Source organism: Acidovorax sp. SRB_24, assembly GCF_012931925.1.
This window is the reverse complement of the sequence record NZ_MWOM01000047.1, coordinates 18,713-33,578: the sequence shown is the minus strand read 5'-3', so window position 1 is coordinate 33,578 and position 14,866 is coordinate 18,713. Positions and strand designations below refer to the sequence as shown.

Below are 14,866 nucleotides of genomic sequence, written 5' to 3'. Positions count from 1 at the left end.
CTGACCGATCGATCCTGCACCAATGACGACCATCCCCTGGTCCATCGCGATGCCCTCTCTGGAACGCCACCGCGCCACTTTGAGTCAAACGCCGCGGATCTGCAAGCGGCGCACTGCGCTCAAAACGCCGCCTTCATCCCCACCGTGATACTGCGCCCCTTCAGCGGCGCCGCGGCCTTGATGAACGAGGTGTGGGCGTAGGCCAAGCGGTCTGTCAGGTTGTGGGCTTTCAAGTAGATCTGCCATGGCATCCCGGTGCTGAACTGACCGTGGTAATTCACGCCCAGGTGGAGCATGCCGTAGCCGGGCGTGGCCGATTCGAACTCGGCCACGCGGTTCTGGCGGGCGACCTGCAGCCATTCGACCTGGCCCTCCCAGGCGTTCCAGTTGGCGTCGAGCCGCACACCGGCGCGCGTGGGCGGAATGCGCGGCAGCAGGCCGCCGCCCTCGCGCTTGGCGCGCACGGTGTCGCCAAACAGCGTGATGCCCAGCTTGCGCGTGAGGCGCTGGCGCACCTGGCCTTCGATGCCGGTGAAGGTCGCGTCGGCCTGGGAATACTGCAGCAGCTGCAGGCCATCGCGCTCGTCGAGCGTGCGGCCGTAGATGTAGTGGCGGATGCGGTTGCGGAAAACGCTCACGCCCCAGGTGGTGTCGCCACCGGTTTTGCGCAGGCCCAGGTCGATGTTCTGCGAAGTTTCGGTGCGCAGGTCGGCATTGCCGCGTTCGTACGTGCTGGTGGCCATGTGGAGGCCCCGGGCGTACAGCTCTTCGGCCGATGGGGCGCGGCTGGCGCGCGTGAACGAGGCGCCCAGCTGGTAGCCGGGTGTGAACTTCCACACCGCGCCCAGCGATGCGGATGTGCCGTTGTGGCTGCGTTCGATGCCGATGGTCTGGGCCTCTGCCGTTTGCCAGTCGTGGCGCAGCGCGCCTTCAAAGCGCCAGTCGCCCAGGCGGTATTCCTCCAGCACGAACAGGCCGGTCTTGCGCGTGACAGTGGGCTGCACATAGGCCTCTTCGCCCTCGGCGCTGAACTTGCGCTGCGACGCCTGCAGGCCGATCACGCCCTTGAAACCGGCCAGTGGCGAGTGCTGCAGCTCGATGCGCGTGTCATAGGCCTTGTTCTTGAAGGTGGTGCTGACGGCCCCCCCTTCGACTTCGTCGTGCACATAGTCGGTCACGCCGGCGCGCAGGCGCAGCGCCGAGAAGCCGACAAACGGGTTGCGCAGCTCGCCGCGGACGTCCAAGCGCTCGCTGCGCAGGTCGACCACCGGCAGGTCGCTGCTCTGGCCTCCGCTGCCATGGTCATGGCCGTCGTCTACCCCGGCATGCGTGCCGCAGTGCAGGTGGTCGTCATGCGCGTGGCAGCCTTCGAAGCTGTGGTTGTGCCCCGACAGGCCGTAACGAGCTGTATGGCGCGTATAGGCCGCGCCCAGGTAGCCCTGCTCGCCCACCCAGGACAGGCCCACGCTGCCGGTGTCGGTGCGGTTGAAGCTGCCCGGCACCTTGCGGGCCGGCTCGCCCCCGGCTGCCCAGCCCTTGCCCACGCGGTAGTCGCCCGCATCGCGCGCCACGCCTTCCACGTGCACGGCCAGGTGGCCGGCGCCGCCAGTCAGCGAGAAGGCACCGGCGCCCTCTCCTGCGCCGCTGTTGGCGCGCAGCTCGGCACTGCCCTCATAGCCCTTTTGCGGGATGACCGTGGGCACCTTGCCGTCGAGCACGTTGACCACGCCGCCCACGGCACCGTTGCCGTAGACCAGGGCCGAGGGGCCGCGCAGCACCTCGATCTGCGTGGCCAGCAGCGGTTCGGAGACCACCGCGTGGTCGGGGCTGAGGGTGGAGGCGTCGTGCAGCTCGGCGCCATCGCTGAGCACCTTGACGCGCGGGCCATCCATGCCGCGGATGATGGGGCGGCTCGCGCCCGCGCCGAAGTGGCTGCTGGTGATGCCGGGCTCGCTGCCCAGCGTTTCGCCCAGCGTGGCCTCGCGGCGGCGCACGAGTTCGTCGCCTTCGAGCACGGTGACGGGCGTGGTCATCTCGCTGGCGCCCAGTTGCAGGCCGCTGGCCGAGACGGTCACTTCTGCCAACGGGGCGGCCTCTGCTAGCACCTGGGCGTGGCCCGCGGAGGCCAGCATCAGCGCCACGGCCAATGCCAGCGGCTGCGGCGCCGGTGCGGCGACAGGAAGGTGGCGCTCAGGGCGGGAAAAACGGTGCGGGATCAATCTCATGGTGTCAATTCAACAGAGTTGTGCGGGCCGCGCGCACGCAGCCAGCCACTCCATGCAGCGCATGGAATATCAATAAAAAGCGGCCCAAACGCTTGCTGGACAAACGCTGGCAGCTATGAAAAAAGGAATGTGGGGCGTTACCGGCCAGGCGGCCGGTGCCCTCGCGCGGCTAGGTACGCGGTGGTGCGCGCGCGTGGAATGCCGCGATGCGCCGCGCGCGCGGGTGCGGCTGCGGGCCTGCGCTGGACAAGGCCTCAGGCAAGGCGTGCGCCGGCGCGGGCGCGGCGCTGTGCGGCCAGTCGCCCAGCGTGAGCTGGTCGAGCAGCTGGCACTCGGCCGGGCTGTGGCCACCGAACAGGGCCGACACAATCGAGGTCGGCTGCTCCCCTGCGGCGTGCACAGCGGCGGCGGACGACGGACCCACAGCCCGCATGTGCGCGCCATGCAGCGCACGGTGCATCTGGCCGAGCGTGGGCGCCAGCAACAGGGCCAGCAGCAGGCACCACAGCCAGCGGGTGTGCCGCCTGCTGGCCGGCGCGGTCTGGAGGGATTTCAGCGAGGGCAAAAGATCGGGGTGCAGGAGCGCTCAGTCGGGCTTGAGGAAGCACGCGAAGGTCTTGCGGAATTTCTCGACCTTGGGGCCGACCACGAAGGCGCAATAGCCCGCGCTCGGGTTCTTGGCGTAATAGTCTTGGTGGTAGCCCTCGGCCGGCCAGTAGTTGGTCTCGGGCAGCACCTCGGTGGTGAGAGGCGCGCCAAACACCCGGTCTTCGGTCAGTTGGCGCACCAGTTCGTCGGCCACCTGCTTTTGCTCCGGCGTCGAATAGTAGATGCCGCTGCGGTATTGCGTCCCCACGTCGTTGCCCTGGCGGTTGAGCGTGGTCGGGTCGTGTGTGGCAAAAAAGATCTCAAGAATCTCCCGCACGCTGATCACGGCGGGGTCGTACGCCAGGCGCACCACCTCGTTGTGGCCAGTGGTGCCGCTGCAGACCTGCTCGTAGCTCGGCTGCGCCACATGGCCGTTGCTGTAGCCGCTTTGCACGCTGGCGATGCCCCGCACGCGGGTAAAGACTGCGTCGGTGCACCAGAAGCAGCCGCCGCCCAGGGTGATGGTTTGCAAGGTCATGGGGTAGTCTCTCTGCCGTCGCGTCGTGGGGCACCATTATCGCCTCCGTCCCCGCGGCAAGGCACCGCACTTGGGGTAGAGTGCCGCTCAATTTTGACCGCAGCGCCGTGCTGCAGAAAGATTGCCATGCGCCCTGTTCACCTTCCGGCCCGCCGCCGGACATGGGTCTGTACGCCCGCCGCCGCCTGGTTGGCGATGGGCCTGTGCGCCCCGGTCGCGCATGCGGCGCGGCCCATGATCACCGACGACGCCCGCATCGTCGATGCCAAGGCCTGCCAGGTCGAGAGCTGGGCCCGCAAGAACCATGGCGGCACCGAGTTCTGGGCCGTACCGGCGTGCAATTTCACCGGCAACCTAGAGCTGACGCTGGGCGGCGGCCGCCTGCGCGACGATGGCAATCCGTCCACCACCGACACCGTGCTGCAGGGCAAGACGGTCCTCAAGCCGCTGCAGACCAACGGCTGGGGCATTGGCCTGGCCGCGGGCACGGTACGCCATTCGCTGGCGGCAGAGGGCCGCGACTGGTATGCCTACGTGCCCGCCAGCTTCTCGTTCAAGGACGACCGCGTCGTGCTGCACGCCAACCTGGGCTGGATGCGCGAACACGCCACGCAGCGCAACCACGTGACCTGGGGCCTGGGCTCGGAGACGCAGCTGAGCGAGCGCACCTGGCTGATCGCCGAAACCTTCAGCCAGAACCAGGGCCGGCCCTATTACCAGCTGGGCCTGCGGCACTGGATCGTGCCGGGCCATGTCCAGGTCGACACCACCTTTGGCAACCGCTTTGGCAGCCGCTCGGACACGCAGTGGATCTCCATCGGCCTGCGCCTGCTGTCCGCGCCTTTCCTGCCATAACCGCACATTGACCTCGTGGGGACGGCTTGTTATATTTACTAACCAGTCAGTCATTAACATGTCCTCGCCCTCCCTTCCCCACCCCAGCGCGGCAGAACTTCCCAAGCGGGAGCGCCGCAAAGAAGCCCGCCCCGGCGAACTGCTCGACGCCGCGCTCGACCTGTTCGTCGAAAAGGGCTATGCCGCCACCAAGGTCGACGAGGTCGCCGCGCGCGCCGGCGTCTCCAAAGGCACCCTCTTCCTGTACTTCGCGAGCAAGGAAGAGCTGTTCAAGGCCGTGGTGCGTGAGAACATAGCCGGGCGGTTTCAACTCTGGAACGAAGAGTTCGAGCGCTTCGAGGGCAGCACGGCCGACATGCTGCGCTACTGCTACAGCTCATGGTGGGAGCACGTGGGCAGCACCCGCGCCTCCGGCATTACCAAGCTCATGCTCAGCGAGGCGGGCAACTTTCCCGAGATCGCACAGTTCTACCAGCAGGAAGTGGCCGACCCCGGCCAGCAACTGATCCGCCGCATGCTGCAGCGCGGCGTGGAGTGCGGCGAGTTCCGCGCCTGCGATATCGATTGCGCGGTCTATGCGGTGCTTGCCCCGCTGATTTTCCTCACGCTGTGCAAACACACGATGGCCACGTGCGTGCCCGAAGCATTCCGCACGGCGCCGCAGGGCTTCCTCGACATCCAGCTCGACATCCTGCTCCAGGGGCTTTGCGCCCCTGCCGGCACGCCTATCGCTACGCGCTGACCCCTCCATCGCTCTCGTCCTTTCGCCGTCTATGACCTCCAAGAAACGTTGGATTCCGTGGCTTGTCGCAGCCCTTGTGGTGTGCCTCGTCGGCGCAGGCGTGCTGCGCGCGGTGCTGGCGCGCCAGGCGCAGCAAAGGTCCTTGGCGGTGGCATCCGCGCCCGCAGCCGCCGTCGCGATGGAGATTGCGCCGGGCGAAATCTGGACCGTGCGCCGGCAAAACCTGGTGCTGGGCGTGCCCGTGTCGGGCACGCTGCGCGCCGTGCAGTCGGCCACCATCAAGGCGCGCGTGGCAGGCGAGTTGCAGGGCCTGACGCTGCGCGAGGGCGACAGCGTGCGTGCGGGCCAGGAGGTGGCGCGCATCGAAGCGGTCGAGATGCAAGCGCGCCTGCGCCAGGCGCAGCAGCAGGCCGATGCCGCGCGCGCGCAGGTGGACATCGGCCAGCGCCAGTTCGACAACAACCGCGCCCTGGTGGACCAGGGCTTCATTTCCCGCACCGCGCTCGACACATCGCAGGCCAGCCTGCAGGCGGCGCAGTCCTCGTACCAGGCGGCGCTGGCCGCGGCCGAGGTGGCACGCAAGTCGCTGACCGACACGGTGCTGCGCAGCCCCATCAGCGGCCAGGTGGCGCAGCGTCTGGCGCAGAACGGCGAACGCGTCGCGGTCGAGGCCCGCATCCTAGAGGTGGTCGACCTCTCGGCCATGGAGGTCGAAGCGCTGCTGGCGCCGGCCGACGCGCTGGCCGTGCGCGTGGGCCAGGCGGCCCGCCTGCAGATCGAAGGGCATGGCGGCCCCGTCAGCGCCACGGTTGCGCGCATCAACCCCAGCGCCCAGGCCGGCAGCCGCACGGTGCCGGTGTACCTGGCGGTGGAAGGCGTCCAGGTCGACGCCGTGCTGCGCCAGGGCCTGTTTGTGCAGGGCACGCTCGACACCGGCGCCGCCGACCTGCTCGCCGTGCCGCTGGACGCCGTGCGCACCGACAAGCCGGCGCCCTACGTGCAGGTGGCCGACAACGGCCGCGTGGCGCACCGCAACGTGCGCACCGGGGCGCGCAGCCAGGCCGATGGCCAGGCCCTCGTAGCCGTTGAGGGACTGCCCGAGGGTGCCCAGGTGCTGGCCGGCCGGGTCGGGCCGCTGCCCGAAGGCACGGCGCTGCGGCTGCCGCCCGCCAGTTCCGCACCGCCCGCCAACCCCTGAGCGCCCGCCCCCGCCATGTGGTTTACCCAAGTCAGCCTGAAAAACCCGGTGTTCGCCACCATGGTCATGCTCGCCTTCGTGGTGCTGGGCGTGTTTTCGTACCAGCGGCTCAAGGTCGACCAGTTCCCCGACATTGATTTCCCCATCGTCGTCGTTGCCGCCGACTACCCGGGCGCCTCGCCCGAGATCGTAGAGAGCGAGGTCACCAAGAAGATCGAAGAAGCCGTCAACTCGATCGCCGGCATCAACGCCCTGACCTCGCGCAGCTACGAGGGCAGCGCCCTGGTCATCATCGAGTTCCAGCTGCACATCGACGGGCGCAAAGCCGCCGAGGACGTGCGCGAGAAAGTGGCCAGCGTGCGCCCCAACCTGCGCACCGAGGTCAAGGAGCCGCGCGTGCTGCGTTTCGACCCGGCCAGCCGCGCCGTCTGGTCGCTGGCCGTGCTGCCCGATGGGACGGCGGGCACGCAGCGCAGCGCGGTCGAGCTCAGCAGCTGGGCCGAGCAGACGCTCAAGAAACGCCTCGAGAACGTGCGCGGCGTGGGCGCCGTGAACCTGGTGGGGGCCACCGCGCGAGAGATCAACATCTACCTCGACCCGCAGGCGCTGGAAGCGTTCGGCATCACGCCCGACCAGGTGGCGCAGGCGGTGCGCAACGAAAACCAGGACCTGCCTCTGGGCGCCATCCGCTCGCTGGCGCAGGAACGCGTGGTGCAGATCGACGCGCGCCTGCGGCGCCCGGACGACTTCGGCCGCATCATCGTGGCGCGCAAGAACGGCGCGCCCGTGCGCGTCGAGCAACTGGCGCGCGTGCAGGACGGCGCGCAAGAGGTCGAGAGCCTGGCGCTCTACAACGGCCAGCGCACGCTGCTGCTGTCGGTGCAGAAGGCGCAGGGCGAGAACACCATCGAGGTGGTCGATGGCCTGAACCAAGCCGTGGCCGCGCTGCGCGCCGAACTGCCCTCGGGCGTGCGTCTGGAGGCCATCGGCGACAGCGCCCGCCCGATCCGCGTGGCGGTGGAAAACGTGCGCCAGACGTTGATCGAAGGCGCGCTGCTCACGGTGCTGATTGTGTTCCTGTTCCTGAACTCGTGGCGCTCCACGGTCATCACGGGGCTGACGCTACCGATCTCCATCATCGGCACGTTCCTGTTCATGAACCTGTTCGGCTTCACGATCAACATGATCACGCTGATGGCGCTGTCGCTCTGCGTGGGTCTGTTGATCGACGACGCCATCGTGGTGCGCGAGAACATCGTGCGCCATGTGCAGATGGGCAAAGGCAACTACCAGGCGGCCATGGAGGGCACGCAAGAAATCGGCCTGGCGGTGCTGGCGACCACGCTGTCCATCGTGGCGGTGTTCCTGCCCATCGGTTTCATGGGCGGCATCATCGGCAAGTTCTTCCACGAGTTCGGCATCACCATCGTCGCTGCGGTGCTGATCTCGATGTTCGTCAGCTTCACGCTCGACCCCATGCTCTCGAGCATCTGGCACGACCCGAGCATCCACCAGCACGGGCAGGCGGCGCGGCCCGCCACGTTCTACGACAAGACCATGGGCCGCGTCACGGGCTGGTTCGACCGCACCACCGAATCGCTGGCCGAGGGCTACCAGCGCATCCTGCGCTGGGCGCTGGCGCACAAGCTCACCACGCTGGCCGTGGCACTGGCGATCTTCGTGAGCAGCGTCTTCATGGTGCCGCTGCTGGGCACCGAATTCGTGCCCAAGGCCGATTTTTCCGAAACCACGATCAATTTCTACACCCCGGTGGGCTCGTCGATCGAAGCCACCGAGGCCAAGGCGCGGCAGGTCGAGGCGTTGGTGCGCGCCCTGCCCGAGGTGCGCTACACGCTCGCGACCCTCAACACCGGCAGCGCGCAGGGCAAGATCTCCGCCAGCATCTACGTGCGCCTGGTCGACCGCCGTGCGCGCAGCCGCAGCGTGGACGAGATGTCTGGCGTGCTGCGCGAGCGCCTGCGCCAGATCCCGGGCATCACCGTCACACACGTCGGCCTGCTCGACCCCGTGGGCGGGCAAAAGCAGATCGAGTTCTCGCTGCAGGGCCCCGACCTGCAGGAGCTCGCGCGCCTGACCCGCACGGTCACCGCCAAGCTCCAGGCGATTCCCGGCCTGGTCGACCTCGACTCGAGCCTCAAGGACGACAAGCCCGTCGTCGCCGTCGAGGTGCGCCGCGACGCCGCGTCCGACCTGGGCCTGTCGGTGGCGCAGATGGCCAACGCGCTGCGCATCCTCGTGGCCGGGCAGACCGTGGGCAACTGGCGCGCGCCCGACGACCAGACCTACGACGTGAACGTGCGCCTGGCGCCCGAGGTGCGCAGCACGCCGCAAGACCTTGAGCGCCTGCCCTTTGCCCTCACCATGGCCGATGGCGCCAGCCGCATCGTGCGGCTGAGCCAGGTGGCCAGCGTGCGCGAGACCACGGGCCCCAACCAGATCAACCGGCGCGACCTCACGCGCGAGGTGGCCATCAACGCCAATGCCTACCACCGGTCCACGGGCGACATCTCGAACGACATCAAAAAAGCGCTCGACACCGTGGCCTTCCCGCCCGGCTACCGCTACCAGTTCGGCGGCTCGACCAAGAACATGGCCGAGGCCTTCGGCTACGCCCTCTCGGCCCTGGTGCTGGCCATCGTGTTCATCTACATGATCCTGGCGAGCCAGTTCAAGAGCTTCCTGCAGCCCCTGGCGCTGATGACGGCGCTGCCGCTGACGCTGATTGGCGTGGTGCTGGCACTCCTGATGTTCGGCTCGGCGCTGTCCATGTTCTCGGTCATCGGCGTGGTCATGCTCATGGGCCTGGTCACCAAGAACGCCATCTTGCTGGTCGACTTTGCCATCCGCGCGCGCGCGGACCACGTGGGCGACGATGGGCAGCCGGTGGCGGGCCTGGCGCGCAACGAAGCCCTGCTGCTGGCCGCGCGCGTGCGCCTGCGGCCCATCCTCATGACCACGCTGGCAATGATCTTTGGCATGGTGCCGCTGGCCTTTGCACTCAGCGAAGGTTCGGAGCAGCGCGCTCCCATGGGCCAGGCCGTGATTGGCGGCGTCATTACGTCGTCGCTGCTCACGCTCGTGGTCGTGCCCGTCGTGTACTGCTACATGGACGACCTGGCGCGCTGGGCGCGCCGCCGCCTGGGCGGCGCGGCCCATCCTAGAATCAAGGGTTTGTCCTGACCCGCCCGCTTTCCGGAGATTTCCCATGACCTTGCCCCTGAACTCGTCGTTTTTGTACCCCCACGATCCCATCTCGCAGGCCCGCTACAACATGATCGAGCAGCAGATCCGGCCCTGGAATGTGTACGACGCCGACGTGCTTTCGCTGCTGGCCCATGTGCGCCGCGAAGACTTCGTGCCCGCGGCCTACCGCAGCTTGGCCTTCATGGACATGGAAATCCCGCTGCGTGGCGAACCCGAAGAGGCGCTGCGCGGCGGCCAATGCATGCTCTCGCCCAAGGTCGAGGCGCGCCTGCTGAACGACCTGAAGGTGCAAAAACATGAGCGCGTGCTCGAGATCGGCGCTGGCTCGGGCTTCATGGCCGCGCTGCTGGCGCACTGCGCCGACCAGGTCGTATCGCTCGAAATCGTGCCCGAGCTGGCCGACATGGCACGCGAGAACCTGCAGCGCGCCGGCATCGCCAATGCCGCTGTGCGCCTGGGCGACGGTGCGCGCGACGCCGTGCCTGACGGTCCCTTCGACGTGATCGTGCTCAGCGGCTCGGTGGCTGCCGTGCCGCCCGAACTGCTGGCCCTGCTGCGCGACGGCGGCCGCCTGGCCGCGATCGTCGGGCAAGAGCCCGTGATGCGCGCCACCTTCGTGCGCCGCAGCGGCGAGCGCTTTGAAACCACGCGGCCCTGGGACACCAACGCAGCGCGCCTGGTGCATTTCCCCGAGCCCTCGAGCTTCAAGTTCTGAGACAGGCAGCACCCATGATTGCCCATATCCGCCCGACCCAGCTGCAAGACTGGCTGGCCGATGCCGAGCCCGACACGCTGCCCCTGCTGCTCGATGTGCGCGAGCCCTGGGAGCTGCAAACCGCCAGCGTGCGCTGCGCCGGCCTGGAGGTCCTCGCCATTCCCATGGGCAGCATTGCCCAGCAGCTCGCCACGCTCGACCCGCAGCGCCCGGTCGCCTGTCTGTGCCACCACGGCGCGCGCAGCCTGCGCGTGGCGGCGTTTCTGGAACACAACGGTTTTGACCGGGTGGCCAACATCACCGGCGGCATCGACGCGTGGTCGCGCGAGCTCGATCCCTCGGTTCCGCTGTACTGAGCCGCATCCTTTTCTTGCCTTCCCTTTGCGCAGCTTTCCCCCCAAGGACACCTCCATGCACCTGCTCCGGCACCTTCCACTGACCCTGGCGCTGGGCGCTGCTCTTGCTGCCCCCGCCCAGGCCCAAAGCCTCCTGCAGCTGCTGGAGTCGGCGCGCGGCTACGACGCGCCGTGGCAGTCGGCCAAGGCGCAGCTCGATGCGTCGGTGAGCCGCGCCGCGCAGGCGCGCGCCGGCCTGCTGCCCAGTGCCGCACTGTCCGCCGGTGTGACGCGCGCCCAGACCGAGATCAATCCGCGCGCCATGAGCTTGGGGATGACCACGCAGAATGCCGGCATCAACGCCACGCAGCCGCTGTACCGGCCCGCCAACCGCATCACACTGCAGCAGGGCCTGCGCGGCATCGACGTGGCGCAGGCGCAGCTCGACGCCGTCACGCAAGACCTGCTGGTGCGCGTGAGCCAGGGCTACTTCGATGTGCTGGCGGCGCAAGACACGCTCACGTTCGTGCAGGCGCAAAAGGCCGCCGTGTCCGAACAGTTGGCCGCCGCCAAGCGCAACTTCGAGGTGGGCACGTCGACCATCACCGACACGCGCGAGGCCCAGGCGCGCTATGACCTCGTCATCGCCCAGGAAATCGCGGCCGAGAACGACCTGCGCGTGAAGAAGCTCGCTCTCGACCAACTGGTAGGCCAGAGCGGCACCGCGCCGCTGCCCCTGGCACAGCCGCTGCCCCTGCCTGCTCTGCAGCCCAGCGACGTGGGCACCTGGGTGCAGCAGGCAGTGGACGCCCAGCCGCTGGTGCGCCAGGCCGCCATTGCGCTCGACGTCGCGCGCCTCGAAACGAAGAAAGCCGAAACCGGCCACCTGCCCACCGTGGACCTGCAGGCCGGCTATAACGTGCAGCGCACGCCCAATGGCACGCTCACCCTGCCCGGCGTCAACAGCCGAACCAACAGCACCAGCGTTGGCGTTGCGCTGAACCTTCCGCTGTTTGCCGGCTTTGCAGTGCAAAACCGCGTCAAGGAAACGCTGGCGCTCGAAGAAAAGGCCCGCGCCGATCTGGAAGACCTGCGCCGCACCGTCGCGCAGAACACCCGCGCCGCGTTCTTCGGTGTGCAGTCGGGCGAGAGCCAGGTCAAAGCGCTGGAAGCGGCCGAACAGTCCAGCCAAAGCGCGCTGGACGCCAACAAGCTGGGCTACCAGGTCGGCGTGCGCATCAACATCGACGTGCTCAACGCGCAAAGCCAGCTCTACCAGACCAAGCGCGACCTGGCGCAGGCGCGCTACAACGTGCTGCTGGGCACGCTCAAGCTGCGCCAGTCGGCCGGCATCTTGCAGGAAGGCGACCTGCAGGCCATCGAGGCACTTTTGGTCAAAAACACGCCGTAACGCTTACCCAGCATGCCCCACAAGCTATTGAATCAATAGCGCGTGGCCCTTTTGCTGTGCACTGGCCGTGGTGCCGCTCAGCCGGCGGGCGCAGGCTGCGGGTGGGCATGCAGCAACGTATCGATGGCCAACGCCGAGTGGGCATAGGCCGCACCAGCGCGCATTTCGGCAGCCACCCAGATCGCTTCCATGATTTCCTGCTCGGTGGCGCCCGCCTTCAGCGCCGCCTGCGTGTGGCCGCGAATGCAGTACGGGCACTGGGTGACATGGGCCACCGCCACGGCAATCAACTGCTTGGCCTTGCCCGGCAGCGCGCCGTCGGCGAACACGCTGGCGCTGAAGGCCTGGAAGGCGGCGAGCGGCTGGGGCGCCAACTCGCGGCGCTTGCGCGCCACTTCCGCGCCGGCATGGGGATAGAGAGGTTCGTCCATTGGAAGACTCCTTGCAGGGGGAAAAACGGAACGGTCGCGCACCCAGCGGCTCAATGCCGTGCACCGCTGGCGTGCTCGCCACGCGGCCGGTAGCTTCCGGCCTGCACGCCAAACGGCACGGCCAGCCGGTTCCAGCCGTTGATGGCAACGATGGCGAGCGTCAGGTCCACCAGGGCTTTTTCCTCAAACTGGCTGCGCACTTCGTCGTATACGGCATCCGGAACGCCGTGTCCGGCCAGCTGCGTCACGGCCTCGGCCCAAGCCAGCGCAGCGCGCTCGCGTTCCGAATACAAGCCCGTTTCGCGCCATGCCGCCAGCAGGTACAGGCGCTGCTCCGTCTCGCCGGCGGCGCGCGCGTCCTGGGTGTGCATATCCAGGCAATACGCACAGCCGTTGATCTGCGAGACGCGCGTCTTCACCAGCTCCAGTAGTGCCGGCTCCAGCCCCGACTGGCGCACATATTTCTCCAATCCGAGCATGGCTTGGAAGGCACCGGGCGCGGCTTTTTGGTAGTTGATTCGTTGTTTCATCGGGATCTCCTGAAAACTGTCTGCGGCGTGGCGCCCTTCCCGCTCAGGGCGGCGGCGCGCGCGATGGGCCACTGGACGGCGCCAGCAGCAGCGCCCGCACCACCACCGCGTTGTTGTGCGCCTCGTCGTGCGCGCCGTACACCAGCGTCAGCGGCCCTTTGCGCGCCAGCGTGCGCAGGGCGTCGACCTGCCCGGCGTGGGGCTGCAACTCGGCGGTGTAGCGCCGCTGGAACTCCGCCCAGCGCGCCGGGTCGTGGCCAAACCACTGGCGCAGCTCGGTGCTCGGGGCCAGCTCCTTGCTCCACTGGTCCAGCGCCAGGGCCTCTTTCTTGACGCCGCGCGGCCACAGCCGGTCGATCAGGATGCGCATGCCGTCTTCGGGCGCCGGCGGCTCGTAGGCGCGCTTGATCCGTACATGGCTGGCGGGAATACGGGCACTCATGGCAGCGCCTTTTCGGCCGCCGCAGCGTGGTGGGCCGCCAGGGTGCGTTCGAGCGCCACCTCGGCGCGCAGGCCCGCCAGGTCGCGGTGGACCGTGGCCACCGCCAGGGTGCGACCGCCGCGCCGGTAGGTGACGGTGCAGTCCCGCGCGTCCAGGTCGCCGTCGATGGCGGCTTCGTCAAAACGCTCGGCGTGGCCCACATAGGCCAGGCCAAAGTCGTATTGCTCGGTCCAGAAAAACGGCACGGCGTCGTAGCGCTCGCGCCGCCCCAGCAGGTTGCGCGCGGCGGTCTGGCCCTGGCGCCCGGCCACCACCCAGTGCTCGACGCGGATGCGCTCGCCGCTCAGGGCGTCGGGCCAGCGCACGATGTCGCCCGCGGCAAAAATGCCCCGCACGCTGGTCTGCAAATAGTCATCGACCAGCACACCGTGGTCGACGGCAAGGCCCGCCTGCTCGGCCAGATCCAGTGCCGGGCGTACGCCAATGCCGACCACCACCAGGTCGGCGGCCAGCTTATCGCCGTTGCCCAAGAGCACTTCATTCGCACCGATGCGCGCCGGCTCGGAGCCCAGATGGAACACCACACCGTGCTGCTCGTGCAGGGCCTGCAGGTAGCGGCCCACCTGCGGCCCCAGCACCTTCTCCATCAAACAGGTTTCGCGCCCCACTACGTGCACTTCTATGTTGCGCGCGCGCAGCGACGCGGCCACCTCCAGGCCGATGAAGCTGGCACCAATCACCACGGCGCGCTGCGCGTTCTGGGCCGCAGTGGCCAGCGTCTCGCCGTCGGCCTGCGTGCGCAGGCAGTGGACATGCGGCAGCTCGGCGCCGGGAATGGACAGCCGCACCGGCTCGGCACCGGTCGCCAGCAGCAGCGCGCCATACGCCACCCGGCTGCCATCGCCGAGCAGCAAATGGCGCTGCGCCACGTCGATGCGCGCCACGCGCGTGCCCAGGCGCAGGTCGATGTCGTGCTCCCGGTAGAAGCCGGCCGAGCGCAGTGGCAGCCACTCGGCCGGCGCCGTGCCGGCAAGGTAATTCTTGGACAGATTGGGCCGATCGCAGGGCAGCGCCGCGTCGGCGCTGAGCAGCGTGACAGGGCCGGCATAGCCTTCGCTGCGCAGCGTTTCGGCGGCCGCGTGGCCGGCCGCGCCACCGCCGACGATCACGATGGACGGGGGCAGACCCCGATGGGCGGGCAGCTGGCGCGTGGGCGCGGGCAGGCGCTTGCCGGTCACATAGGCCTTGCCCTCGCGCAGCTCCACCGGCCAGCACGCGATGCCGTCCAGCGCTGGCGCGCGCAGCGCCTCGCCTGTGCGCAGGCTGAAGGCCGCGTGGTGCCACGGGCAGCGCACCGTCTCGCCCACCAGCAGGCCCTCGGCCAAAGGCCCGCCATAGTGCGTGCACGTGGCGCCCACGGCAAACACTTCATCACCCCGGCGCACCAGGAGCACGGCCTCCCCGTGGGCATGTCCCAGCAGCCTGTCGTTGGGCGGAATGCGCTCCAGGGCAACGCCCTGGGCGAAGTCGTCGCCCGGCAAGGGGGGGTCGGTATCACTCATGGCACGCTCCTGTGAGAGACGCGGCGCCGCACCCTGCCGGCGGTCCTGCCGCACAGCACTCCACGCGCA

At 68.6% G+C, this 14,866-nt stretch carries 14 protein-coding genes; 7 read left to right on the top strand and 7 right to left on the bottom strand.

Annotation, left to right across the window (positions count from 1 at the left end; all coding sequences use genetic code 11):
• Positions 1–119 precede the first annotated feature (119 nt).
• The 3 genes from B2J89_RS15135 to msrA all read right to left on the bottom strand — a co-directional run bounded on the left by B2J89_RS15135 (position 120) and on the right by msrA (position 3,351).
• Positions 120–2,225, bottom strand: coding sequence for a TonB-dependent receptor (locus B2J89_RS15135; RefSeq protein WP_169169897.1), 2,106 nt, complete (start codon positions 2,223–2,225; stop codon positions 120–122).
• 169 nt (positions 2,226–2,394) lie between these two features.
• Positions 2,395–2,790, bottom strand: a complete 396-nt coding sequence (locus B2J89_RS15130; RefSeq protein ID WP_240965043.1) for a hypothetical protein — start codon at positions 2,788–2,790, stop codon at positions 2,395–2,397.
• A gap of 21 nt (positions 2,791–2,811) precedes the next feature.
• On the bottom strand, positions 2,812–3,351 hold the full coding sequence (msrA, locus tag B2J89_RS15125; protein WP_169169896.1) for a peptide-methionine (S)-S-oxide reductase MsrA: 540 nt from the start codon (positions 3,349–3,351) through the stop codon (positions 2,812–2,814).
• 195 nt (positions 3,352–3,546) lie between these two features.
• On the opposite strand from msrA, the gene B2J89_RS15120 reads away from it, so the two are divergent.
• Genes B2J89_RS15120 through B2J89_RS15090 form a run of 7 tightly spaced genes read left to right on the top strand, consistent with a single transcriptional unit; the run spans position 3,547 to position 11,832 of the window.
• Positions 3,547–4,206, top strand: a complete 660-nt coding sequence (locus B2J89_RS15120; RefSeq protein ID WP_169169898.1) for a hypothetical protein — start codon at positions 3,547–3,549, stop codon at positions 4,204–4,206.
• Between the two features lie 58 nt (positions 4,207–4,264).
• Positions 4,265–4,948 (top strand): TetR/AcrR family transcriptional regulator, encoded by a 684-nt coding sequence (locus B2J89_RS15115; protein WP_169169895.1) that lies wholly within the window; start codon positions 4,265–4,267, stop codon positions 4,946–4,948.
• 31 nt (positions 4,949–4,979) lie between these two features.
• Positions 4,980–6,146 (top strand): efflux RND transporter periplasmic adaptor subunit, encoded by a 1,167-nt coding sequence (locus B2J89_RS15110; protein ID WP_169169894.1) that lies wholly within the window; start codon positions 4,980–4,982, stop codon positions 6,144–6,146.
• A 15-nt stretch (positions 6,147–6,161) separates the two neighbouring features.
• Positions 6,162–9,347 carry an efflux RND transporter permease subunit gene (locus tag B2J89_RS15105; protein WP_169169893.1) on the top strand — a complete coding sequence of 1,062 codons (3,186 nt, stop codon included), beginning with the start codon at positions 6,162–6,164 and terminating at the stop codon, positions 9,345–9,347.
• A gap of 25 nt (positions 9,348–9,372) precedes the next feature.
• Positions 9,373–10,086 (top strand): protein-L-isoaspartate O-methyltransferase, encoded by a 714-nt coding sequence (locus B2J89_RS15100; RefSeq protein ID WP_169169892.1) that lies wholly within the window; start codon positions 9,373–9,375, stop codon positions 10,084–10,086.
• A gap of 14 nt (positions 10,087–10,100) precedes the next feature.
• Positions 10,101–10,442 carry a rhodanese-like domain-containing protein gene (locus tag B2J89_RS15095; RefSeq protein WP_169169891.1) on the top strand — a complete coding sequence of 114 codons (342 nt, stop codon included), beginning with the start codon at positions 10,101–10,103 and terminating at the stop codon, positions 10,440–10,442.
• 55 nt (positions 10,443–10,497) lie between these two features.
• Positions 10,498–11,832, top strand: a complete 1,335-nt coding sequence (locus tag B2J89_RS15090) for a TolC family outer membrane protein (RefSeq protein WP_169169890.1) — start codon at positions 10,498–10,500, stop codon at positions 11,830–11,832.
• A gap of 77 nt (positions 11,833–11,909) precedes the next feature.
• On the opposite strand, the gene B2J89_RS15085 is transcribed toward B2J89_RS15090, so the two are convergent.
• The 4 genes from B2J89_RS15085 to B2J89_RS15070 are packed head-to-tail and all read right to left on the bottom strand — an operon-like array spanning position 11,910 to position 14,797.
• Complete coding sequence (locus B2J89_RS15085; protein ID WP_169169889.1) at positions 11,910–12,263, bottom strand: carboxymuconolactone decarboxylase family protein; 354 nt, start codon at positions 12,261–12,263, stop codon at positions 11,910–11,912.
• Between the two features lie 50 nt (positions 12,264–12,313).
• A complete protein-coding gene (locus tag B2J89_RS15080) occupies positions 12,314–12,793 on the bottom strand; it encodes a carboxymuconolactone decarboxylase family protein (protein WP_169169888.1) in 480 nt (159 codons plus the stop codon).
• Between the two features lie 43 nt (positions 12,794–12,836).
• Positions 12,837–13,235, bottom strand: coding sequence for a DUF488 domain-containing protein (locus B2J89_RS15075; protein ID WP_169169887.1), 399 nt, complete (start codon positions 13,233–13,235; stop codon positions 12,837–12,839).
• The gene (locus B2J89_RS15070; protein WP_169169886.1) at positions 13,232–14,797 is read right to left on the bottom strand and encodes an FAD-dependent oxidoreductase; all 1,566 of its coding nucleotides are present in this window, start codon (positions 14,795–14,797) and stop codon (positions 13,232–13,234) included. Before B2J89_RS15070 ends, B2J89_RS15075 begins: the two co-directional genes overlap by 4 nt.
• Between the last annotated feature and the right edge of the window lie 69 nt (positions 14,798–14,866).